11 protein-coding genes, 9 tRNA genes, 6 rRNA genes and 1 other annotated feature (1 of these 27 running past the window's edge) are annotated in these 24,501 nt (G+C 46.3%); all 26 genes read left to right on the plus strand.

The window, feature by feature from the left end; all coding sequences use genetic code 11:
* Positions 1–41 precede the first annotated feature (41 nt).
* Complete coding sequence (gene lysS / locus JNUCC41_RS09425; RefSeq protein ID WP_192208113.1) at positions 42–1,541, plus strand: lysine--tRNA ligase; 1,500 nt, start codon at positions 42–44, stop codon at positions 1,539–1,541.
* Between the two features lie 423 nt (positions 1,542–1,964).
* Positions 1,965–3,515, plus strand: a 16S ribosomal RNA gene (locus tag JNUCC41_RS09430).
* Between the two features lie 177 nt (positions 3,516–3,692).
* Positions 3,693–6,624 (plus strand): 23S ribosomal RNA (locus JNUCC41_RS09435).
* 64 nt (positions 6,625–6,688) lie between these two features.
* Positions 6,689–6,804 (plus strand): 5S ribosomal RNA (gene rrf / locus JNUCC41_RS09440).
* 10 nt (positions 6,805–6,814) lie between these two features.
* Positions 6,815–6,890: transfer RNA gene (locus tag JNUCC41_RS09445), tRNA-Val, on the plus strand.
* An 11-nt stretch (positions 6,891–6,901) separates the two neighbouring features.
* A tRNA-Thr gene (locus JNUCC41_RS09450) sits at positions 6,902–6,977 on the plus strand.
* Between the two features lie 42 nt (positions 6,978–7,019).
* Positions 7,020–7,095, plus strand: a tRNA-Lys gene (locus tag JNUCC41_RS09455).
* Between the two features lie 9 nt (positions 7,096–7,104).
* Positions 7,105–7,186, plus strand: a tRNA-Leu gene (locus JNUCC41_RS09460).
* 5 nt (positions 7,187–7,191) lie between these two features.
* Positions 7,192–7,266: transfer RNA gene (locus tag JNUCC41_RS09465), tRNA-Gly, on the plus strand.
* A gap of 12 nt (positions 7,267–7,278) precedes the next feature.
* A tRNA-Leu gene (locus JNUCC41_RS09470) sits at positions 7,279–7,367 on the plus strand.
* 15 nt (positions 7,368–7,382) lie between these two features.
* Positions 7,383–7,459 (plus strand) — tRNA-Arg (locus JNUCC41_RS09475).
* Positions 7,460–7,468: 9 nt separating this feature from the next.
* A tRNA-Pro gene (locus tag JNUCC41_RS09480) sits at positions 7,469–7,545 on the plus strand.
* A gap of 11 nt (positions 7,546–7,556) precedes the next feature.
* A tRNA-Ala gene (locus tag JNUCC41_RS09485) sits at positions 7,557–7,632 on the plus strand.
* A gap of 158 nt (positions 7,633–7,790) precedes the next feature.
* Positions 7,791–9,340, plus strand: a 16S ribosomal RNA gene (locus tag JNUCC41_RS09490).
* 177 nt (positions 9,341–9,517) lie between these two features.
* Positions 9,518–12,450: ribosomal RNA gene (locus tag JNUCC41_RS09495) — 23S ribosomal RNA — on the plus strand.
* Positions 12,451–12,514: 64 nt separating this feature from the next.
* A 5S ribosomal RNA gene (gene rrf, locus JNUCC41_RS09500) occupies positions 12,515–12,630 on the plus strand.
* The 16S, 23S and 5S rRNA genes sit together here with 9 tRNA genes alongside, the layout of an rRNA operon.
* Positions 12,631–12,972: 342 nt before the next feature.
* Entirely contained in the window at positions 12,973–13,434 is a 462-nt protein-coding gene (locus JNUCC41_RS09505; protein WP_048677843.1) for a CtsR family transcriptional regulator, read from the plus strand.
* 21 nt (positions 13,435–13,455) lie between these two features.
* Positions 13,456–14,007 (plus strand): protein-arginine kinase activator protein McsA, encoded by a 552-nt coding sequence (locus JNUCC41_RS09510; RefSeq protein ID WP_192207426.1) that lies wholly within the window; start codon positions 13,456–13,458, stop codon positions 14,005–14,007.
* Entirely contained in the window at positions 14,004–15,080 is a 1,077-nt protein-coding gene (locus JNUCC41_RS09515) for a protein-arginine kinase McsB (protein WP_192207427.1), read from the plus strand. The genes JNUCC41_RS09510 and JNUCC41_RS09515 overlap by 4 nt, the downstream gene beginning before the upstream one ends.
* A gap of 130 nt (positions 15,081–15,210) precedes the next feature.
* The gene (gene clpC / locus JNUCC41_RS09520) at positions 15,211–17,652 is read left to right on the plus strand and encodes an ATP-dependent protease ATP-binding subunit ClpC (protein ID WP_192207428.1); all 2,442 of its coding nucleotides are present in this window, start codon (positions 15,211–15,213) and stop codon (positions 17,650–17,652) included.
* A gap of 198 nt (positions 17,653–17,850) precedes the next feature.
* Complete coding sequence (gene radA, locus JNUCC41_RS09525; RefSeq protein ID WP_076372905.1) at positions 17,851–19,239, plus strand: DNA repair protein RadA; 1,389 nt, start codon at positions 17,851–17,853, stop codon at positions 19,237–19,239.
* A gap of 2 nt (positions 19,240–19,241) precedes the next feature.
* Entirely contained in the window at positions 19,242–20,315 is a 1,074-nt protein-coding gene (disA, locus tag JNUCC41_RS09530) for a DNA integrity scanning diadenylate cyclase DisA (protein ID WP_192207429.1), read from the plus strand.
* Positions 20,316–20,540: 225 nt separating this feature from the next.
* The gene (locus JNUCC41_RS09535; RefSeq protein WP_192207430.1) at positions 20,541–21,638 is read left to right on the plus strand and encodes a PIN/TRAM domain-containing protein; all 1,098 of its coding nucleotides are present in this window, start codon (positions 20,541–20,543) and stop codon (positions 21,636–21,638) included.
* A 21-nt stretch (positions 21,639–21,659) separates the two neighbouring features.
* On the plus strand, positions 21,660–22,346 hold the full coding sequence (gene ispD / locus JNUCC41_RS09540) for a 2-C-methyl-D-erythritol 4-phosphate cytidylyltransferase (protein WP_192207431.1): 687 nt from the start codon (positions 21,660–21,662) through the stop codon (positions 22,344–22,346).
* A 14-nt stretch (positions 22,347–22,360) separates the two neighbouring features.
* Positions 22,361–22,840, plus strand: a complete 480-nt coding sequence (gene ispF, locus JNUCC41_RS09545; RefSeq protein ID WP_134784433.1) for a 2-C-methyl-D-erythritol 2,4-cyclodiphosphate synthase — start codon at positions 22,361–22,363, stop codon at positions 22,838–22,840.
* 90 nt (positions 22,841–22,930) lie between these two features.
* The gene (gene gltX, locus JNUCC41_RS09550; protein ID WP_192207432.1) at positions 22,931–24,388 is read left to right on the plus strand and encodes a glutamate--tRNA ligase; all 1,458 of its coding nucleotides are present in this window, start codon (positions 22,931–22,933) and stop codon (positions 24,386–24,388) included.
* A 42-nt stretch (positions 24,389–24,430) separates the two neighbouring features.
* Positions 24,431–24,501: a binding site (T-box leader), on the plus strand (it continues 178 nt past the right edge of the window).

Below are 24,501 nucleotides of genomic sequence, written 5' to 3' on the forward strand. Positions count from 1 at the left end.
AGAATTTCTGATTAATTATATAATTGCATTTATTAATAAAGATGGAGATGATTTTCGTGAGTCATGAAGAATTGAATGACCAACTGCAGGTAAGGCGCGATAAAATGCAGGCCATGATGGATAATGGACAAGACCCTTTCGGGAGCAGATTCGAGCGCACACATAACACTGAGGAGATAGTCAGTGCTTATGGTGAATTAGAAAAAGAAGATCTTGAAGAAAAAGAAATTGAAGTTACGATCGCTGGCCGTGTCATGACGAAGCGTGGAAAAGGGAAAGCGGGATTTGCCCATATCCAGGATATTAGCGGCCAAATCCAAATCTACGTCCGTTTAGATAACATAGGAGAAGATTCTTACCAAATTTTCAACCAAACGGATCTTGGCGATATCGTAGGGGTAACTGGCGTTATTTTCAAAACGAAAGTCGGGGAACTTTCCATTAAAGCTAAAGAATATGTGTTCCTTGCTAAAGCGCTTCGTCCGTTGCCTGATAAATTTCATGGCCTAAAGGATGTTGAAGAGCGTTATCGGAAGCGTTATGTCGATTTAATTACAAATGAGGAAAGCAAAAACACATTGATCATGCGCAGTCGTATTGTACAAGCCATGAGACGGTATTTGGATGATCATGGATACCTTGAAGTGGAGACGCCTCTACTGCACTCTGTTGCTGGTGGAGCTGCAGCACGCCCTTTCCTTACTCACCATAATGCCTTGGATATGCCTTTGAATTTAAGGATTGCCATCGAACTTCATCTAAAACGCTTAATCGTCGGCGGATTGGAGAAAGTTTATGAAATTGGCCGGGTTTTCAGAAATGAAGGAGTATCTACAAGACACAATCCTGAATTCACATTGATCGAATTATATGAGGCATATGCGGATTACCAAGATATCATGAGTTTAACGGAAAACCTTATTGCCCATATCGCTCAAGAAGTTCTTGGGACAACTACCATCCAGTATGGGGAGTATGAGATAGAGTTAAAGCCGGAATGGAAACGACTTCACATGGTTGATGCTGTAAAAGAATATACTGGTGTGGACTTCTGGACTCAAATGAGTAAAGAAGAAGCCCAGCAGCTTGCTAAAGAAAATGGGATTGAAGTTAAGGAATCCATGGAGTTCGGCCATATCGTAAATGAATTCTTTGAACAGAAGGTAGAAGATAAGTTGATTCAGCCTACATTCATCTATGGCCATCCGGTGGAAATCTCTCCTTTGGCAAAGAAAAATCCGGAAGATTCCCGTTTCACAGATCGTTTTGAGTTATTCATTGTAGGTAGGGAGCATGCAAATGCCTTCACGGAGCTAAATGATCCTATTGATCAACGTCAACGCTTTGAAGCTCAATTAAAAGAGCGGGAGCAAGGTAATGATGAGGCCCATGAAATGGATGAAGATTTCTTGGAGGCGTTAGAATATGGAATGCCACCAACTGGCGGACTTGGAATTGGTGTTGACCGTTTGGTTATGCTATTGACCAATTCTCCGTCTATACGTGACGTCCTGTTATTCCCGTTGATGAGACATCGCTAATATAACCAAAATGAATATTGATTGCAGGCCGAATCCGGATGACTGGGATCATTGGGCGTAGCTCATGATCCTGGTATGTCCCATTCGGTTTTTGTTTTTTTATTATAATTTCATGTCTTTCAATAGAATGGATTCGAGGGCTTGAAAGAAAAACAACATTATCTCAAAAAAACTTTTAAAAAAGTATTGCGCAGTTAACGTAATGGTGTTATATTTATATCTGTCGTTACGAACGAGTTGCAAACAGATTACAAACTTTTAAAAAGTTTTAAAAAAGTTGTTGACTCACGGTAATGAAAATGTTATTATAAATAAGTTGTTTCGAAAGATATTGCTCTTTGAAAACTGAACAAAACAAAGCGCCAACGTTAAATTTTAAGTGAGCACACACTATCAAAAAAGCAAATGAGCAAGTCAAACATTTCTTCGGAGAGTTTGATCCTGGCTCAGGACGAACGCTGGCGGCGTGCCTAATACATGCAAGTCGAGCGAATCGACGGGAGCTTGCTCCCTGAGATTAGCGGCGGACGGGTGAGTAACACGTGGGCAACCTGCCTATAAGACTGGGATAACTTCGGGAAACCGGAGCTAATACCGGATACGTTCTTTTCTCGCATGAGAGAAGATGGAAAGACGGTTTACGCTGTCACTTATAGATGGGCCCGCGGCGCATTAGCTAGTTGGTGAGGTAATGGCTCACCAAGGCGACGATGCGTAGCCGACCTGAGAGGGTGATCGGCCACACTGGGACTGAGACACGGCCCAGACTCCTACGGGAGGCAGCAGTAGGGAATCTTCCGCAATGGACGAAAGTCTGACGGAGCAACGCCGCGTGAACGAAGAAGGCCTTCGGGTCGTAAAGTTCTGTTGTTAGGGAAGAACAAGTACCAGAGTAACTGCTGGTACCTTGACGGTACCTAACCAGAAAGCCACGGCTAACTACGTGCCAGCAGCCGCGGTAATACGTAGGTGGCAAGCGTTGTCCGGAATTATTGGGCGTAAAGCGCGCGCAGGTGGTTCCTTAAGTCTGATGTGAAAGCCCACGGCTCAACCGTGGAGGGTCATTGGAAACTGGGGGACTTGAGTGCAGAAGAGGAAAGTGGAATTCCAAGTGTAGCGGTGAAATGCGTAGAGATTTGGAGGAACACCAGTGGCGAAGGCGACTTTCTGGTCTGTAACTGACACTGAGGCGCGAAAGCGTGGGGAGCAAACAGGATTAGATACCCTGGTAGTCCACGCCGTAAACGATGAGTGCTAAGTGTTAGAGGGTTTCCGCCCTTTAGTGCTGCAGCTAACGCATTAAGCACTCCGCCTGGGGAGTACGGCCGCAAGGCTGAAACTCAAAGGAATTGACGGGGGCCCGCACAAGCGGTGGAGCATGTGGTTTAATTCGAAGCAACGCGAAGAACCTTACCAGGTCTTGACATCCTCTGACAACCCTAGAGATAGGGCTTTCCCCTTCGGGGGACAGAGTGACAGGTGGTGCATGGTTGTCGTCAGCTCGTGTCGTGAGATGTTGGGTTAAGTCCCGCAACGAGCGCAACCCTTGATCTTAGTTGCCAGCATTCAGTTGGGCACTCTAAGGTGACTGCCGGTGACAAACCGGAGGAAGGTGGGGATGACGTCAAATCATCATGCCCCTTATGACCTGGGCTACACACGTGCTACAATGGATGGTACAAAGGGCTGCAAACCTGCGAAGGTAAGCGAATCCCATAAAGCCATTCTCAGTTCGGATTGCAGGCTGCAACTCGCCTGCATGAAGCCGGAATCGCTAGTAATCGCGGATCAGCATGCCGCGGTGAATACGTTCCCGGGCCTTGTACACACCGCCCGTCACACCACGAGAGTTTGTAACACCCGAAGTCGGTGAGGTAACCTTTATGGAGCCAGCCGCCTAAGGTGGGACAGATGATTGGGGTGAAGTCGTAACAAGGTAGCCGTATCGGAAGGTGCGGCTGGATCACCTCCTTTCTAAGGATAATTACGAGAGCGCTTTTGTTTTGTTCAGTTTTGAATGAGTAATTCATTCAAATAGGAAAGACAAGCATCACGATGTGATGTCATTCTTTCTGCATTGTTCTTTGAAAACTAGATAATAGATAGAAGGCAATTAATTTTTTTCAAAGCATCTGTAAGATCTTTTTTAACGGTTAAGTTAGAAAGGGCGCACGGTGGATGCCTTGGCACTAGGAGCCGATGAAGGACGGGACTAACACCGATATGCTTCGGGGAGCTGTAAGTAAGCTTTGATCCGGAGATTTCCGAATGGGGAAACCCACTGTTCGTAATGGAACAGTATCTTTACCTGAATACATAGGGTACTGAAGGCAGACCCGGGGAACTGAAACATCTAAGTACCCGGAGGAAGAGAAAGCAAACGCGATTTCCTGAGTAGCGGCGAGCGAAACGGAATTAGCCCAAACCAAGAGGCTTGCCTCTTGGGGTTGTAGGACACTCAACATGGAGTTACAAAGGAACGGGGTAAATGAAGCGACCTGGAAAGGTCCGTCGAAGAAGGTAAAAACCCTGTAGTTGAAACTTCGTTCCCTCCTGAGTGGATCCTGAGTACGGCGGGACACGAGAAATCCCGTCGGAAGCAGGGAGGACCATCTCCCAAGGCTAAATACTCCCTAGTGACCGATAGTGAACCAGTACCGTGAGGGAAAGGTGAAAAGCACCCCGGAAGGGGAGTGAAATAGATCCTGAAACCGTGTGCCTACAAGTAGTCAAAGCCCGTTAATGGGTAATGGCGTGCCTTTTGTAGAATGAACCGGCGAGTTACGATTTCATGCGAGGTTAAGTTGATGAGACGGAGCCGCAGCGAAAGCGAGTCTGAATAGGGCGAATGAGTATGAGGTCGTAGACCCGAAACCAGGTGATCTACCCATGTCCAGGGTGAAGTTCAGGTAACACTGAATGGAGGCCCGAACCCACGCACGTTGAAAAGTGCGGGGATGAGGTGTGGGTAGCGGAGAAATTCCAATCGAACCTGGAGATAGCTGGTTCTCTCCGAAATAGCTTTAGGGCTAGCCTCAAGATGAGAGTATTGGAGGTAGAGCACTGATTGGACTAGGGGCCCCCAACGGGTTACCGAATTCAGTCAAACTCCGAATGCCAAATACTTATTCTTGGGAGTCAGACTGCGAGTGATAAGATCCGTAGTCGAAAGGGAAACAGCCCAGACCACCAGCTAAGGTCCCAAAGTATACGTTAAGTGGAAAAGGATGTGGAGTTGCTTAGACAACCAGGATGTTGGCTTAGAAGCAGCCACCATTTAAAGAGTGCGTAATAGCTCACTGGTCGAGTGACTCCGCGCCGAAAATGTACCGGGGCTAAACGTATCACCGAAGCTGTGGATTGACACCATTGGGTGTCAGTGGTAGGAGAGCGTTCTAAGGGCGTTGAAGTCAGACCGGAAGGACTGGTGGAGCGCTTAGAAGTGAGAATGCCGGTATGAGTAGCGAAAGAAGGGTGAGAATCCCTTCCACCGAATGCCTAAGGTTTCCTGAGGAAGGCTCGTCCGCTCAGGGTTAGTCGGGACCTAAGCCGAGGCCGAAAGGCGTAGGCGATGGACAACAGGTTGATATTCCTGTACCACCTATACATCGTTTGAACGATGGGGGACGCAGAAGGATAGGGTAAGCGCGCTGTTGGATATGCGCGTCCAAGCAGTTAGGCCGGAAACGAGGCAAATCCCGTTTCCATTAAGGCGGAGCTGTGATGGCGAGGGAAATATAGTACCGAAGTTCCTGATTCCACGCTGCCAAGAAAAGCCTCTAGTGAGATGTAAGGTGCCCGTACCGCAAACCGACACAGGTAGGCGAGGAGAGAATCCTAAGGTGTGCGAGAGAACTCTCGTTAAGGAACTCGGCAAAATGACCCCGTAACTTCGGGAGAAGGGGTGCTTTTTAGGGTGAATAGCCCAGAAAAGCCGCAGTGAATAGGCCCAGGCGACTGTTTAGCAAAAACACAGGTCTCTGCGAAGCCGCAAGGCGAAGTATAGGGGCTGACACCTGCCCGGTGCTGGAAGGTTAAGGGGAGAGGTTAGCGCAAGCGAAGCTTTGAACCGAAGCCCCAGTAAACGGCGGCCGTAACTATAACGGTCCTAAGGTAGCGAAATTCCTTGTCGGGTAAGTTCCGACCCGCACGAAAGGTGTAACGATCTGGGCACTGTCTCAACGAGAGACTCGGTGAAATTATAGTACCTGTGAAGATGCAGGTTACCCGCGACAGGACGGAAAGACCCCGTGGAGCTTTACTGCAGCCTGATATTGAATTTTGGTACAGCTTGTACAGGATAGGTAGGAGCCTGAGAAGCCGGAGCGCTAGCTTCGGTGGAGGCGTTGGTGGGATACTACCCTGGCTGTATTGAAATTCTAACCCGCGCCCCTTATCGGGGTGGGAGACAGTGTCAGGTGGGCAGTTTGACTGGGGCGGTCGCCTCCTAAAGAGTAACGGAGGCGCCCAAAGGTTCCCTCAGAATGGTTGGAAATCATTCGTAGAGTGTAAAGGCACAAGGGAGCTTGACTGCGAGACCTACAAGTCGAGCAGGGACGAAAGTCGGGCTTAGTGATCCGGTGGTTCCGCATGGAAGGGCCATCGCTCAACGGATAAAAGCTACCCCGGGGATAACAGGCTTATCTCCCCCAAGAGTCCACATCGACGGGGAGGTTTGGCACCTCGATGTCGGCTCATCGCATCCTGGGGCTGTAGTCGGTCCCAAGGGTTGGGCTGTTCGCCCATTAAAGCGGTACGCGAGCTGGGTTCAGAACGTCGTGAGACAGTTCGGTCCCTATCCGTCGCGGGCGCAGGAAATTTGAGAGGAGCTGTCCTTAGTACGAGAGGACCGGGATGGACGCACCGCTGGTGTACCAGTTGTCTTGCCAAAGGCATAGCTGGGTAGCTACGTGCGGACGGGATAAGTGCTGAAAGCATCTAAGCATGAAGCCCCCCTCAAGATGAGATTTCCCATGGCGCAAGCTAGTAAGATCCCTGAAAGATGATCAGGTTGATAGGTCAGAGGTGGAAGCGTGGCGACATGTGGAGCTGACTGATACTAATAGATCGAGGACTTAACCAACGCTTTTTAAAAAATGAAATACCTTCTTATTATCTAGTTTTGAAGGAACAACGTTCCTTTTATGTTTGGTGGCGATAGCGAAGAGGTCACACCCGTTCCCATTCCGAACACGGCAGTTAAGCTCTTCAGCGCCGATGGTAGTTGGGGGTTTCCCCCTGTGAGAGTAGGACGCCGCCAAGCAGTTATATATGGAGGATTAGCTCAGCTGGGAGAGCATCTGCCTTACAAGCAGAGGGTCGGCGGTTCGATCCCGTCATCCTCCACCATTTTTACACTTGCCGGTGTAGCTCAACTGGTAGAGCAACTGACTTGTAATCAGTAGGTTGGGGGTTCAAGTCCTCTTGCCGGCACCATTTTCATACAAGCTTGATATAGCATATATAAATAGTTTATATGAGCCATTAGCTCAGTTGGTAGAGCATCTGACTTTTAATCAGAGGGTCGAAGGTTCGAATCCTTCATGGCTCACCATTTTATTATGCGGGTGTGGCGGAATTGGCAGACGCACCAGACTTAGGATCTGGCGCCGCAAGGCGTGGGGGTTCAAGTCCCTTCACCCGCATGTTCGCGGAAGTAGTTCAGTGGTAGAATACAACCTTGCCAAGGTTGGGGTCGCGGGTTCGAATCCCGTCTTCCGCTCCACTATTTATTTATGCCGGGGTGGCGGAACTGGCAGACGCACAGGACTTAAAATCCTGCGGTAGGTGACTACCGTACCGGTTCGATTCCGGTCCTCGGCACCATCTTCATCTTAATATGCGCCCGTAGCTCAATTGGATAGAGCATCTGACTACGAATCAGAAGGTTGTAGGTTCGACTCCCGCCGGGCGCACCATATTTTTTTCGGGAAGTAGCTCAGCTTGGTAGAGCACTTGGTTTGGGACCAAGGGGTCGCAGGTTCGAATCCTGTCTTCCCGACCATGATTTTTTTTGGGGCCTTAGCTCAGCTGGGAGAGCGCCTGCCTTGCACGCAGGAGGTCAGCGGTTCGATCCCGCTAGGCTCCACCAAAAAAACTTGACAAGCCCATTTGGCTTTGATATGATAAGAAAGTTGATTCTTTAAGAAGAGTCAAATTGCTCTTTGAAAACTGAACAAAACAAAGCGCCAACGTTAAATTTTAAGTGAGCACACACTATTAAAAAAGCAAATGAGCAAGTCAAACATTTCTTCGGAGAGTTTGATCCTGGCTCAGGACGAACGCTGGCGGCGTGCCTAATACATGCAAGTCGAGCGAATCGACGGGAGCTTGCTCCCTGAGATTAGCGGCGGACGGGTGAGTAACACGTGGGCAACCTGCCTATAAGACTGGGATAACTTCGGGAAACCGGAGCTAATACCGGATACGTTCTTTTCTCGCATGAGAGAAGATGGAAAGACGGTTTACGCTGTCACTTATAGATGGGCCCGCGGCGCATTAGCTAGTTGGTGAGGTAATGGCTCACCAAGGCGACGATGCGTAGCCGACCTGAGAGGGTGATCGGCCACACTGGGACTGAGACACGGCCCAGACTCCTACGGGAGGCAGCAGTAGGGAATCTTCCGCAATGGACGAAAGTCTGACGGAGCAACGCCGCGTGAACGAAGAAGGCCTTCGGGTCGTAAAGTTCTGTTGTTAGGGAAGAACAAGTACCAGAGTAACTGCTGGTACCTTGACGGTACCTAACCAGAAAGCCACGGCTAACTACGTGCCAGCAGCCGCGGTAATACGTAGGTGGCAAGCGTTGTCCGGAATTATTGGGCGTAAAGCGCGCGCAGGTGGTTCCTTAAGTCTGATGTGAAAGCCCACGGCTCAACCGTGGAGGGTCATTGGAAACTGGGGGACTTGAGTGCAGAAGAGGAAAGTGGAATTCCAAGTGTAGCGGTGAAATGCGTAGAGATTTGGAGGAACACCAGTGGCGAAGGCGACTTTCTGGTCTGTAACTGACACTGAGGCGCGAAAGCGTGGGGAGCAAACAGGATTAGATACCCTGGTAGTCCACGCCGTAAACGATGAGTGCTAAGTGTTAGAGGGTTTCCGCCCTTTAGTGCTGCAGCTAACGCATTAAGCACTCCGCCTGGGGAGTACGGCCGCAAGGCTGAAACTCAAAGGAATTGACGGGGGCCCGCACAAGCGGTGGAGCATGTGGTTTAATTCGAAGCAACGCGAAGAACCTTACCAGGTCTTGACATCCTCTGACAACCCTAGAGATAGGGCTTTCCCCTTCGGGGACAGAGTGACAGGTGGTGCATGGTTGTCGTCAGCTCGTGTCGTGAGATGTTGGGTTAAGTCCCGCAACGAGCGCAACCCTTGATCTTAGTTGCCAGCATTCAGTTGGGCACTCTAAGGTGACTGCCGGTGACAAACCGGAGGAAGGTGGGGATGACGTCAAATCATCATGCCCCTTATGACCTGGGCTACACACGTGCTACAATGGATGGTACAAAGGGCTGCAAACCTGCGAAGGTAAGCGAATCCCATAAAGCCATTCTCAGTTCGGATTGCAGGCTGCAACTCGCCTGCATGAAGCCGGAATCGCTAGTAATCGCGGATCAGCATGCCGCGGTGAATACGTTCCCGGGCCTTGTACACACCGCCCGTCACACCACGAGAGTTTGTAACACCCGAAGTCGGTGAGGTAACCTTTATGGAGCCAGCCGCCTAAGGTGGGACAGATGATTGGGGTGAAGTCGTAACAAGGTAGCCGTATCGGAAGGTGCGGCTGGATCACCTCCTTTCTAAGGATAATTACGAGAGCGCTTTTGTTTTGTTCAGTTTTGAATGAGTAATTCATTCAAATAGGAAAGACAAGCATCACGATGTGATGTCATTCTTTCTGCATTGTTCTTTGAAAACTAGATAATAGATAGAAGGCAATTAATTTTTTTCAAAGCATCTGTAAGATCTTTTTTAACGGTTAAGTTAGAAAGGGCGCACGGTGGATGCCTTGGCACTAGGAGCCGATGAAGGACGGGACTAACACCGATATGCTTCGGGGAGCTGTAAGTAAGCTTTGATCCGGAGATTTCCGAATGGGGAAACCCACTGTTCGTAATGGAACAGTATCTTTACCTGAATACATAGGGTACTGAAGGCAGACCCGGGGAACTGAAACATCTAAGTACCCGGAGGAAGAGAAAGCAAACGCGATTTCCTGAGTAGCGGCGAGCGAAACGGAATTAGCCCAAACCAAGAGGCTTGCCTCTTGGGGTTGTAGGACACTCAACATGGAGTTACAAAGGAACGGGGTAAATGAAGCGACCTGGAAAGGTCCGTCGAAGAAGGTAAAAACCCTGTAGTTGAAACTTCGTTCCCTCCTGAGTGGATCCTGAGTACGGCGGGACACGAGAAATCCCGTCGGAAGCAGGGAGGACCATCTCCCAAGGCTAAATACTCCCTAGTGACCGATAGTGAACCAGTACCGTGAGGGAAAGGTGAAAAGCACCCCGGAAGGGGAGTGAAATAGATCCTGAAACCGTGTGCCTACAAGTAGTCAAAGCCCGTTAATGGGTAATGGCGTGCCTTTTGTAGAATGAACCGGCGAGTTACGATTTCATGCGAGGTTAAGTTGATGAGACGGAGCCGCAGCGAAAGCGAGTCTGAATAGGGCGAATGAGTATGAGGTCGTAGACCCGAAACCAGGTGATCTACCCATGTCCAGGGTGAAGTTCAGGTAACACTGAATGGAGGCCCGAACCCACGCACGTTGAAAAGTGCGGGGATGAGGTGTGGGTAGCGGAGAAATTCCAATCGAACCTGGAGATAGCTGGTTCTCTCCGAAATAGCTTTAGGGCTAGCCTCAAGATGAGAGTATTGGAGGTAGAGCACTGATTGGACTAGGGGCCCCCAACGGGTTACCGAATTCAGTCAAACTCCGAATGCCAAATACTTATTCTTGGGAGTCAGACTGCGAGTGATAAGATCCGTAGTCGAAAGGGAAACAGCCCAGACCACCAGCTAAGGTCCCAAAGTATACGTTAAGTGGAAAAGGATGTGGAGTTGCTTAGACAACCAGGATGTTGGCTTAGAAGCAGCCACCATTTAAAGAGTGCGTAATAGCTCACTGGTCGAGTGACTCCGCGCCGAAAATGTACCGGGGCTAAACGTATCACCGAAGCTGTGGATTGACACCATTGGGTGTCAGTGGTAGGAGAGCGTTCTAAGGGCGTTGAAGTCAGACCGGAAGGACTGGTGGAGCGCTTAGAAGTGAGAATGCCGGTATGAGTAGCGAAAGAAGGGTGAGAATCCCTTCCACCGAATGCCTAAGGTTTCCTGAGGAAGGCTCGTCCGCTCAGGGTTAGTCGGGACCTAAGCCGAGGCCGAAAGGCGTAGGCGATGGACAACAGGTTGATATTCCTGTACCACCTATACATCGTTTGAACGATGGGGGGACGCAGAAGGATAGGGTAAGCGCGCTGTTGGATATGCGCGTCCAAGCAGTTAGGCCGGAAACGAGGCAAATCCCGTTTCCATTAAGGCGGAGCTGTGATGGCGAGGGAAATATAGTACCGAAGTTCCTGATTCCACGCTGCCAAGAAAAGCCTCTAGTGAGATGTAAGGTGCCCGTACCGCAAACCGACACAGGTAGGCGAGGAGAGAATCCTAAGGTGTGCGAGAGAACTCTCGTTAAGGAACTCGGCAAAATGACCCCGTAACTTCGGGAGAAGGGGTGCTTTTTAGGGTGAATAGCCCAGAAAAGCCGCAGTGAATAGGCCCAGGCGACTGTTTAGCAAAAACACAGGTCTCTGCGAAGCCGCAAGGCGAAGTATAGGGGCTGACACCTGCCCGGTGCTGGAAGGTTAAGGGGAGAGGTTAGCGCAAGCGAAGCTTTGAACCGAAGCCCCAGTAAACGGCGGCCGTAACTATAACGGTCCTAAGGTAGCGAAATTCCTTGTCGGGTAAGTTCCGACCCGCACGAAAGGTGTAACGATCTGGGCACTGTCTCAACGAGAGACTCGGTGAAATTATAGTACCTGTGAAGATGCAGGTTACCCGCGACAGGACGGAAAGACCCCGTGGAGCTTTACTGCAGCCTGATATTGAATTTTGGTACAGCTTGTACAGGATAGGTAGGAGCCTGAGAAGCCGGAGCGCTAGCTTCGGTGGAGGCGTTGGTGGGATACTACCCTGGCTGTATTGAAATTCTAACCCGCGCCCCTTATCGGGGTGGGAGACAGTGTCAGGTGGGCAGTTTGACTGGGGCGGTCGCCTCCTAAAGAGTAACGGAGGCGCCCAAAGGTTCCCTCAGAATGGTTGGAAATCATTCGTAGAGTGTAAAGGCACAAGGGAGCTTGACTGCGAGACCTACAAGTCGAGCAGGGACGAAAGTCGGGCTTAGTGATCCGGTGGTTCCGCATGGAAGGGCCATCGCTCAACGGATAAAAGCTACCCCGGGGATAACAGGCTTATCTCCCCCAAGAGTCCACATCGACGGGGAGGTTTGGCACCTCGATGTCGGCTCATCGCATCCTGGGGCTGTAGTCGGTCCCAAGGGTTGGGCTGTTCGCCCATTAAAGCGGTACGCGAGCTGGGTTCAGAACGTCGTGAGACAGTTCGGTCCCTATCCGTCGCGGGCGCAGGAAATTTGAGAGGAGCTGTCCTTAGTACGAGAGGACCGGGATGGACGCACCGCTGGTGTACCAGTTGTCTTGCCAAAGGCATAGCTGGGTAGCTACGTGCGGACGGGATAAGTGCTGAAAGCATCTAAGCATGAAGCCCCCCTCAAGATGAGATTTCCCATGGCGCAAGCTAGTAAGATCCCTGAAAGATGATCAGGTTGATAGGTCAGAGGTGGAAGCGTGGCGACATGTGGAGCTGACTGATACTAATAGATCGAGGACTTAACCAACGCTTTTTAAAAAATGAAATACCTTCTTATTATCTAGTTTTGAAGGAACAACGTTCCTTTTATGTTTGGTGGCGATAGCGAAGAGGTCACACCCGTTCCCATTCCGAACACGGCAGTTAAGCTCTTCAGCGCCGATGGTAGTTGGGGGTTTCCCCCTGTGAGAGTAGGACGCCGCCAAGCCATTTAAAAAGATCAGCCATCCGGCTGGTCTTTTTTTGTTGTTCGTGATTAAAAAAAAGGTTTTTTATTTTCAGGGCCAGCATAGGGCTGGCCTTATTTGAATTGGGCCTAATTTAAAAGTGGTGAAACCTTAAGAGAGAAGAAAATATCAGGTTTTGTATTTATCTTTTTAGGGTATTTATGTAAGATATTTCAATTTTAATGTTCAATGGGGTATGTAACTACATATAATTTGGAGAAAATGGATAATACAGAAAAAGAAAGTGCGTTTAAGTTGCAAAATGCATTATTCCTTGTATAATAATAGTCAAATATAGTCAAAGTCAGAATGGAGGAGGCTGAGTGAGAAACATATCTGATGTTATCGAAACTTATTTGAAGCAAGTACTTGAAATAAGTCAAAAAGATATCTTAGAGATTAAAAGAAGTGAAATAGCAGATAAATTTCAGTGTGTTCCTTCTCAAATCAATTACGTAATCAATACCAGGTTTACCATCGAGAGAGGTTATGTTGTGGAGAGTAAGCGTGGTGGCGGCGGTTATATACGCATCATGAAAGTCGAATCACAGGATTCCGTGCAACTTATCAACCAATTATTATCGCTTATTGGTTCAAGGGTAACCCAATCGATGGCTGAAGGAGTAATTTCAAGGCTGATGAATGAAGACGTCATTAATGAAAGAGAAGCAAAGATAATGATGAGTGTCATAGATAGATCGGTGATTTATATCGACCTACCTGACCGCGATGAGCTTAGGGCAAGAATTTTAACTGCGATGCTTACGACTTTAAAATATAAATGAAACTGGCAGAGGTGATGAACGTTGATTTGCCAAGAATGTCATCAAAGGCCTGCTACCCTGCACTTCACCAAAATCATCAATGGAAAAAAGACAGAAGTCATGATTTGTGAGAAATGTGCCCAAGAAAAAGGTGAAATGTTTATGGATGCAGGTGGACCTGGTTTTTCAATAAATAATTTATTAGCAGGATTGTTGAATATGGAGTCGAATATTCAACAGACAAAGGCAAATGCATTTCCCAAAACGGAAGAGAGGCGTTGCCCGCATTGTCATCGATCTTATAAAGAGTTTGTCCATATTGGTAAGTTTGGCTGTGCCGAATGTTATAAAACGTTCAATGAACAGTTAAATCCCATTTTAAAGAGGGTTCACAGCGGCAATACAGCACATATAGGGAAAATTCCAAAAAGGATTGGTGGCAGCATATATCTTCGAAAGCAAATTTTGGATTTAAAAGAAGTTTTAAAGGTCCACATTGATCAAGAGGAGTTTGAGAAAGCGGCAGAGGTAAGAGATAAGGTTCGTTCCCTTGAAAAAAGGTATGAAGCGCAAGAGGGAGGCGAGGAATTATGAGCTTGGAAAAGTTTGTAGAAAACGCCCTGAGTTCCTGGATGAGTGCCGAAGGGCCGGAAATCGATATTGTATTGAGTTCGCGGATTCGGCTGGCCAGGAATTTTAAAGACTTTACCTTCCCAACCTCCTTTTCTAACGAAGAAGCTAAAAAAATCATTGAATTGGTCAAAAAAAGGATCGAAGAAGAAGTAACCCCGGAGATTGGAAAACTGGAACTTTTAGAAATCGACCAATTACAGCCACTTGAAAAGCGCGTTCTCGTTGAAAAGCATTTAATAAGTCCCCATTTAGTTGAAGATTCAGCGAAAAGCGCATGTCTCCTTTCGGAAAATGAAGAAATAAGTATCATGATAAACGAAGAGGATCATCTCCGTATTCAATGTTTAATGTCGGGGCTGCAGCTAAAGGAAACATTAAAGATTGCAAATGTTCTTGACGATTGGATTGAAGAATCCATAGACTATGCATATGATGAGGAAAGAGGATACCTAACAAGTTGTCCGACTAATGTGGGAACAGGGTTAAGGGCTTCAGTCATGATGCATCTGCCAGGCCTTGTCCTTACACAGCAGATGAATAATATCATACCGGCTATCAACCAATTGGGGTTGGTGGTTCGAGGGATTTATGGAGAGGGCAGTCAAGCCTTGGGGAATATTTTTCAAATCTCCAATCAAATTACTCTTGGAAAGTCGGAAAGGGATATCGTTGAAGATCTAACAAGTGTAGTGCAACAAATCATAGCCCAGGAACGGTCAGCGAGGGATGCATTAGCGAGGACTTCCCACATACAATTAGAAGATAGAATTTTCCGTTCATATGGGATTTTGTCCAATGCCCGCATCATCGAGACCAAGGAAGCAGCTACCTGTATCTCCGATGTTAGATTAGGGATAGATCTTGGGTATATAAAGAATATTTCTAAAAGCATTCTAAATGAGCTGATGATTTTGACGCAGCCGGGATTTTTACAAAAGTACGCAGGTGGCCCTTTAAGACCCCATGAAAGGGATATCCGTAGAGCAGCACTCATTCGGGAACGCTTGAATTTTACGGAATCTTCCTCCTCATAGAGGTCATTGACCTCTTTAGGGAGTATCACATTTCATGTAATAGATATGGAGCAAGAAGAAGCTTCTGTCATAACTTAGTGAATTGCCAGCAATCTTATTCAAAACGAAAATTCTTAAGGAGGAATTCCCTATGATGTTTGGTCGTTTTACTGAAAGAGCCCAGAAAGTATTAGCATTAGCCCAAGAAGAGGCAATCCGTTTAGGTCATAATAATATTGGCACGGAACATATTTTACTGGGCCTTGTCCGAGAAGGTGATGGTATTGCTGCCAAAGCGTTATATGCTCTTGGATTGGGTCCGGATAAGATTCAGAAAGAAGTGGAAAATTTAATTGGCCGTGGACAGGATACGGCTCAAACGATACATTATACCCCAAGAGCCAAGAAAGTCATTGAGCTTTCCATGGATGAGGCAAGAAAATTAGGTCACTCATATGTCGGGACAGAGCATGTACTTCTAGGTCTTATCCGAGAAGGGGAAGGTGTAGCTGCCCGCGTATTGAATAATCTGGGAGTAAGTTTAAATAAAGCGCGGCAACAAGTATTGCAGCTTCTGGGAAGTAATGAATCTGGTGGTCATCAAGGTTCAGCCGCTTCAAATGCAAGCACGCCGACACTGGATGGCCTTGCCCGTGATTTAACGGCGATTGCCAGGGAAGGAAGTTTGGATCCCGTTATCGGAAGAAGTAAGGAAATACAGCGTGTCATCGAGGTATTGAGCCGTCGTACAAAAAATAACCCAGTATTAATCGGTGAACCTGGTGTTGGTAAAACAGCCATTGCTGAAGGGCTTGCCCAACAGATCATCAATAATGAGGTACCTGAAATTTTACGTGATAAACGTGTAATGACACTTGATATGGGTACTGTTGTGGCCGGTACTAAATACCGGGGTGAATTTGAGGACCGGTTGAAGAAAGTTATGGATGAAATACGTCAGGCGGGTAATATCATCCTATTCATCGATGAATTGCATACATTGATCGGTGCAGGTGGTGCAGAAGGTGCCATTGATGCCTCCAATATCCTTAAACCATCACTGGCGCGAGGCGAATTACAATGTATCGGTGCCACGACTTTGGATGAGTACCGGAAGTATATTGAAAAGGATGCTGCGCTTGAACGCCGATTCCAGCCAATCCAAGTCGATGAGCCGACTATTGAGGAATCCATCCAAATTCTCAAGGGGCTGCGTGACCGTTATGAGGCACATCACCGCGTATCGATTACTGACGAAGCGATTGATGCCGCAGTCAAATTATCCGACCGTTATATTTCCGATCGCTTTTTACCGGATAAAGCGATTGACTTGATTGATGAAGCTGGTTCCAAGGTAAGGCTGCGTTCATACACAACGCCACCTAACTTAAAAGAACTTGAAGTGAAGCTGGATGATGTTCGTAAGGAAAAAGATGCTTCCGTTCAGAGTCAGGAATTTGAAAAAGCTGCTTCACTTCGCGATACAGAACAACGCTTAAGAGAACAATTGGAAGAAACGAAAAAAACTTGGAAAGAAAAACAAGGGCAGGAGAACAGTGAAGTGACTGTGGATGACATTGCACACGTCGTATCCAGTTGGACGGGAGTTCCAGTCACTAAATTGGCGCAAACAGAGTCAGACAAACTGCTTAATATGGAGTCAATCCTCCATGATCGTGTAATTGGGCAGGAAGAGGCTGTCATTGCGGTTTCTAAAGCAGTAAGACGTGCAAGGGCAGGATTGAAGGATCCTAAACGTCCAATTGGTTCATTCATTTTCTTGGGGCCTACAGGGGTCGGTAAAACAGAGCTGGCCCGTGCTTTAGCTGAATCCATTTTTGGTGATGAAGATGCCATGATCCGCATCGATATGTCCGAATATATGGAGAAACATTCGACTTCACGTCTTGTTGGATCCCCTCCAGGATATGTTGGATACGAAGAAGGCGGTCAGTTAACGGAAAAAGTGCGGAGGAAACCATACTCCGTCGTTCTGCTTGATGAAATAGAAAAGGCGCATCCGGATGTTTTCAATATTCTTCTTCAAGTATTGGAAGACGGAAGACTGACAGATTCCAAGGGGCGTACTGTCGATTTCAGGAACACCATTCTGATTATGACATCGAATGTAGGGGCGTCTGCCTTGAAAACTGATAAGTATGTCGGCTTTAACATCCAGGATACTGGTCAAGACTATAAAAATATGAAAGGGAAAGTGATGGAAGAACTCAAACGTGCATTCCGTCCGGAATTCCTGAATCGTATTGATGAAACTATCGTGTTCCACTCATTAGAGAAGGATCATTTGAAACAAATCGTTACATTAATGTCAAATCAGCTTACTACCCGTTTGAAAGAACAGGAGATATACTTGGAGCTGACAGATGCGGCTAGAGATAAAATTGCTACGGAAGGTTTTGATCCGGAATATGGGGCACGGCCAATCCGCAGGGCACTTCAGAAGCATGTAGAAGATTATCTATCCGAAGAGTTGCTTAAGGGCAACGTGAAAAAAGGGCAAACGGTCGTAATGGATGTCGTGAATAATGAGTTTGCAATCCGACAAGGCGAGCCTGTTAATGTAAGTGAATAACCTGATCCTAAACTTCGAGGTACACGCAGATTCTATTGCAGTGTACCTCTGTTTTTTATCTATAGGTAGATTTGAGTATAAATGGGATAAGCAGAATGAATATTTTTTTAAAAAAACTTAGCCTTAAGAAGGTTTAAATAAATCCGAGGTATAATATCCTTAATATAGATATTTTTTCCAAAGGAAGAGGAGTAATTTATGGCTGTAAAGAAGAAAACAAAATTTATGTGTCAGTCTTGTGGATACGAGTCACCGAAATGGATGGGGAAATGCCCAGGATGCGGTGAATGGAACAAAATGGTCGAGGAAACCGAAATCGTTAAACCTGCTAGAAAAGGCGCCTTTACCAATTCAGAGGTTAGAGGTTCCGGGGAACGGGAGAAGGCAGCTCCGATAACGACTATTCAATCAGAAAAAGAACCCCGGATTAAGACGGATTTAATGGAATTGAATCGTGCTCTTGGGGGCGGGATCGTACAGGGATCACTTGTATTGATCGGAGGAGACCCTGGTATCGGTAAGTCCACCCTGCTTTTACAAGTATCATCGCAATTGGCGCATAAACAGAAAAAAGTGCTTTATATTTCAGGTGAAGAATCAGTCAAGCAGACTAAATTGAGAGCGGATCGGCTTGGGACCATGTCGGAGAATCTATTCGTTTATGCTGAAACCGATATGGATTATATTCAACAGGCAATTACGGATGTAAAACCGGATTTGGTCATTATTGACTCCATTCAAACGGTATATCATTCGGAGGTTACATCCGCCCCGGGAAGCGTTTCACAAGTGAGGGAGTGCACAGCCTCACTCATGCGCATTGCTAAAACGAACGGAATCGCGATTTTTATCGTCGGACACGTTACAAAGGAAGGGGCCATCGCGGGGCCACGGCTGCTTGAGCACATGGTTGATACTGTATTATATTTTGAAGGTGAAAGACACCATACATATCGAATTATACGTGCGGTTAAAAATCGCTTTGGTTCGACGAATGAGATGGGTATTTTTGAAATGAAAGAACATGGGTTGGAAGAGGTCGCGAATCCATCGGAAATATTCCTTGAAGAACGGTCGCAAGGAGCCTCGGGTTCCACAGTCGTCGCATCCATGGAGGGAACAAGGCCGGTGCTAGTTGAAATTCAAGCATTGATTTCTCCTACGAGTTTTGGCAATCCGAGGCGAATGGCCACGGGAATCGACCACAATCGAGTTTCGCTTTTAATGGCTGTTCTGGAAAAGAGAGTGGGCTTGCTGCTCCAAAACCAAGATGCGTATTTAAAGGTTGCCGGTGGTGTCAAGCTGGATGAACCTGCAATTGATCTCGCTGTCGCAATAAGCATTGCTTCAAGCTTCCGTGATAAACCAACAAACCCTGCTGATTGCATCATTGGTGAAGTGGGGCTGACTGGTGAGGTGAGAAGGGTGTCAAGAATTGAACAAAGGGTGCAGGAAGCAGCAAAATTAGGGTTTGAGCGAGTTATCATACCGGCTAATAATATAGGGGGATGGACCGCGCCGAAAGGTATTAAGATCGTTGGTGTTTCATCGGTTTCGGAGGCTCTTAAACAATCGTTAGGGGGTTAAGTATGACAGATAAAAAAGGGTATGAGAAAACAAAACTGGAAATTCTTCAAATTGTTGCTCCGGGTACCCCGCTTCGGGAGGGGATTGAAAATGTCCTGAGGGCAAACACGGGTGGTTTGATAGTGGTCGGATATAATGAGAAGGTGCGAGTGATCGTGGATGGCGGCTTCGAAATCAACTGCAGCTGTACCCCCAGCACATTATATGAGTTGGCAAAAATGGACGGAGCCATCATTTTAAATGAAACAGCCGATAAGATCATTTTCGCAAATGCCCAGCTAGTACCGGATAACAGTACACCGTCCACTGAAACGGGAATGCGGCATAGGACAGCGGAACGTGTGGCAAGGGAGACCAAGTCGCTGGTCATCGCAATCTCACAACGTCGGAATGTCATCACTTTATATCAAGGCAATTTTCGATACGCCCTTAAAGATATTGGAGTCATACTTGCCAAGGCTAATTTAGCCATCCAGACCTTAGAAAAATACAAGGTGGTCCTGCAGCAGAGCATATCGGTTTTAGGAGCGCTCGAGTTTGAGGAAATCGTTACCTATGCCGACCTTTTGCAAGTATTTCACCGATATGTAATGGTGCTCAGGATCAAGGCGGAGCTATTAACGTACCTTAATGAGCTTGGTACGGAAGGAAGATTGATCCGTTTGCAAATGAATGAAATCCTGGCAGATATTGAAACGGAAGGAAAATGGCTTATCAAGGATTATACCTCCAGTAATGATGAAGATCCCGAGGAAATCATTTTTAGGCTTCAAGAGTTGGCCATGCAGGAAAAACTGGACGAAAGCATTCTTCTAAAGGTGCTGGGCTATAATGGATACATACACCTTGATGAGTCAGTACATCCCCGTGGTTACCGTATTCTTCATAAAATCCCACGCTTGCCGGGTTTGATCATCGAAAATTTAGTGAAACAATTCGGAAGCTTTAGTGAAGTCAATAAAGCTACGGTTGAAAACCTTGACGATGTGGAGGGCATAGGCGAAGTCCGGGCAAATAAAATCAAAGAAGGACTCCGGATTTTAAAAAATCAGCTTGTCACAAATAGAAGGATGTAGGTGCAGCTGGCCTTTTAAAATTCCCCTGAACTTGCATGAAATTGGTTGGTGTTTATTTTTGACACTCAAAACTCAGGGTGCTAGGCTAATATTACGAAAAAGAGAAGAAATCATATTTGTAAATCCACTAATTCCTAAGTGAATTTAACGTATATAATGAAAACGAATTTTCGAAGGTTTCATTTTATTTTATTGGTCAATAATGAGTAGAAGGAGGTGAAAGGGATGTTAAAACGCATTATACAAGCATGCTTCTTAATAGTCGGCGGAACACTTGGTATGTTACTTATTCCAGAATTATTAATTGTTTTACATGCAGATGATATTGCTTTAATAAACAATCCTTATGTAAGTGTACTGTTGGGTGCCATTATCTTTTATCTTATAACTTTTTGGGCAGTAGATCATGTGATCTATTTTATGAAGTGGCTGGAGGAACAGCTTGTAAAGATACCAATTACGGATATTATCTTTGGCAGCGTCGGTCTTTTAGTGGGACTGCTTGCGGCGTTCTTGGTTGGCTCCGCCTTCAGTGCCATCAAGTTTCCGTTTTTTAATACAGTGGTTCCCATCATCCTTACGCTTTTATTTGGTTATCTTGGTTTTCAAGTTGGCTTTAAAAAGCGTGATGAGCTATTGAGTTTATTCACGAAAAGCAATAAGAAAAAGAACACTGATGGTGAAGCGAGCGAAGACGATGAAGAGGGGTATAGCAAGCGGCTGAAGATTCTCGATACAAGCGTCATCATTGATGGCAGAATTGCGGATATTTGTCAGACAGGCTTTCTCGAGGGTACCATAGTCATTCCTCAATTCGTTTTAAACGAACTGCAGCACATTGCCGATTCATCCGATGCTTTGAAAAGGAATCGTGGAAGACGTGGTTTGGATATCTTGAATCGCATTCAAAAAGACCTGCCGATTAAAGTGGAGATGTACGAGGGGGATTTTGAAGACATTCAGGAAGTGGACAGTAAACTAGTGAAACTTGCCAAAATATCGGGCGGAATGGTCGTTACCAATGATTTCAACTTGAACAAAGTATGCGAGTTTCAAAATGTGGCGGTCCTTAATATCAATGACCTTGCCAATGCCGTAAAACCTGTTGTTCTTCCTGGGGAAGAGATGAATGTTCAGGTCATCAAGGACGGGAAAGAGCAGAATCAGGGCATCGCTTATTTGGATGATGGCACCATGATCGTTGTCGAGGGCGGCCGTGACCATATCGGGAAACGCATCGATGTACTTGTCACAAGTGTATTGCAAACTTCGGCAGGCCGTATGATATTCGCTAAACCGAAACTATTAGAAAAAGCATTATAAAGAAGAGTAGGAGAAACCGTTATGTTTTATGAAGTAGTGATACCTGCAGCTGGACAAGGCAAAAGAATGAAGGCGGGCAAGAATAAACTTTTTATTGAACTATCGGGTATCCCGATTATTGTTTATACACTGCGTGTCTTCGAAGAAGATCCTGACTGTCGGGGAATCATCCTTTCGATAAACCCGACAGAAAAGGATTATTTCAGTCAATTGATTGCAGCATATGGGCTTAAAAAGGTCAAGAAACTGGTCGTGGGTGGCAAGGAGCGCCAACAAAGCGTTTATAATGGACTGCAACATGCAGGAGAAGAAATCGTCCTGGTCCACGACGGTGCCCGCCCTTTTATCAATGTTGGGCAAATCAGTGAATTGACTACTGCCGCCTCCCTTCATGGAGGTGCCGTAATTGCAGTGCCCGTTAAGGATACGATTAAAAAAGCGTCAAACAATAAGGTAGTGGAAACAGTGGAACGATCAAGCTTGTGGGCGGTACAAACTCCACAAGCTTTTCGTGTATCCATATTGAAAAGTGCGTATGAACAGGCTGAAGCTGAAGCATTTTTAGGGACGGATGATGCAAGTTTGCTAGAGCGGATCAATGAACAGGTAGTTATTATTGAGGGCAATTATGATAATATTAAAATTACGACTCAGGAAGACCTTTATTTTGCAGAAGCGATTTTACATAAACAACATGGAAAACGATGATTGGGGAGAATGATATGTTTAGAATAGGACAAGGATATGACGTTCATCAGCTTGTGGAGGGGAGACCTTTGATTATTGGCGGGATTACGATTCCGTATGAGAAAGGCTTGCTAGGTCATTCGGATGCGGATGTCCTTCTGCATACAGTTGCTGATGCCTGTTTGGGGGCAATTGGTGCAGGGGATATCGGTAAGCATTTTCCGGATACCGATCCTGAATTTAAAGATGCCGATTCGGCAAAACTGCTGCAGTATATTTGGGCGATCGTAAAAAAAGAAGGATATTCCCTAGGCAATGCGGACTGTACAATCATTGCACAAAGCCCGAAAATGGCACCGTATATTGAGGAAATGCGCGGCAGGATTGCTGAACTTTTAGATGCGTCGATAGACAGAATTAATGTAAAGGCGACCACTACCGAGAAACTTGGTTTTACAGGCAGGAGCGAAGGGATCGCGGCACAGGCTGTGGTTTTATTGGTTAAATCAAACTAATTTCGTTTTTAGAGTGGATGCCTTTATCCCAATGTATTTAAATGATAATATATACAATAGAATAGAACGACTGGGAGGTCTATATATATCATGAGCAGCGATATTCGAGTTCGCTATGCACCGAGTCCGACTGGACATTTACATATTGGTAATGCACGGACTGCTTTATTTAATTATTTATACGCACGAAATAAAGGCGGGAAATTCATCATCCGAATTGAAGATACCGACCAAAAGAGAAATATTGAGGGCGGAGAGGAAAGTCAGCTTAAATATTTGAAATGGCTTGGTATGGATTGGGATGAAGGTGTTGATGTTGGCGGTGAATTCGGACCATATCGTCAATCCGAAAGGAACGACCTTTATCAGGAATTGTATCAAGAGCTTTTAGATAAGGGTTTGGCATATAAATGCTATTGTACGGAAGAAGAGCTTGAGGCAGAACGTGAAGGACAGGTCGAGCGGAATGAAACGCCAAAATATTCAGGGAAGTGCAAGCATTTAACTGAAGAAGAGCAAGCGGAACTAGTGGCCCAAGGAAGAAAACCGAGCATTCGCTTTGCTGTTCCAGCAGGGAAGGTCCTTACTTTCAATGATATGGTTAAGGACGAGGTTTCGTTTGAAGCGGATGGCTTTGGTGATTTTGTCATCGTTAAAAAAGATGGCATTCCAACCTACAACTTTGCAGTGGCCGTCGATGATCACTTGATGAAGATTTCCCATGTCCTTCGCGGTGATGATCATATCTCCAATACCCCAAAACAACTGATGATTTATGAAGCTTTCGGCTGGGAACCGCCGGTATTCGGACATATGACGCTGATTGTAAACGAAAGCAGGAAGAAACTGAGTAAACGTGATGAGTCCATCATTCAATTCATTGAGCAATATGAAGAGCTTGGTTATGTACCTGAAGCTTTATTCAATTTCATTACATTACTAGGATGGTCTCCGGTCGGGGAAGAAGAGATTTTCACGAAGGAAGAATTTATTAATCTTTTCGATGCTGATCGGCTGTCTAAGTCACCTGCGCTTTTTGATAAACAAAAGCTTACATGGATGAATAACCAATATGTGAAGCAACTGGACGGAAATCGTGCAGTGGAATTGTCAATGCCTCACTTAATTAAAGCCGGGAAGGTTTCAGAGACACTGACCGCTGAAGAAGAAGAGTGGGTACATGGACTAGTTTCCCTTTTTCAAGAGCAGATGAGCTATGGAGCGGAAATAGTCGAGCTATCTGAACTGTTTTTCAAGGATGAGGTCGTGTTCGAGGAAGATGCCAAGGAAGTACTGGCTGAAGAACAGGTGCCGGAAGTCATGAAAGCTTTCCTTCAGGAGATCGATGGCCTTGAAGAATTTAACGCAGACGACATCAAGAAGTCGATTAAAGCCGTACAAAAAAGCACAGGCCATAAAGGGAAAAAATTATTCATGCCGATAAGGGCGGCCGTCACGGGTCAAACACATGGTCCTGACTTGCCTAAGGCGATTTCATTACTCGGCAAGGAAAAAATTAAACAGCGTATTCAGAGTATTTTATATTAACAATTTGTCAAAAATGTAATATAGTATTTAATAATCTTACAAAAGAACGCGTAGATGGGGAGAAGTAAGTAAACGAAGCTTTTTAGAGAGAACCATAACCTGCTGAAAGTGGT

Source organism: Brevibacillus sp. JNUCC-41, assembly GCF_014844095.1.
Classification (GTDB): Bacteria; Bacillota; Bacilli; order Bacillales; family DSM-1321; genus Peribacillus; species Peribacillus aracenensis.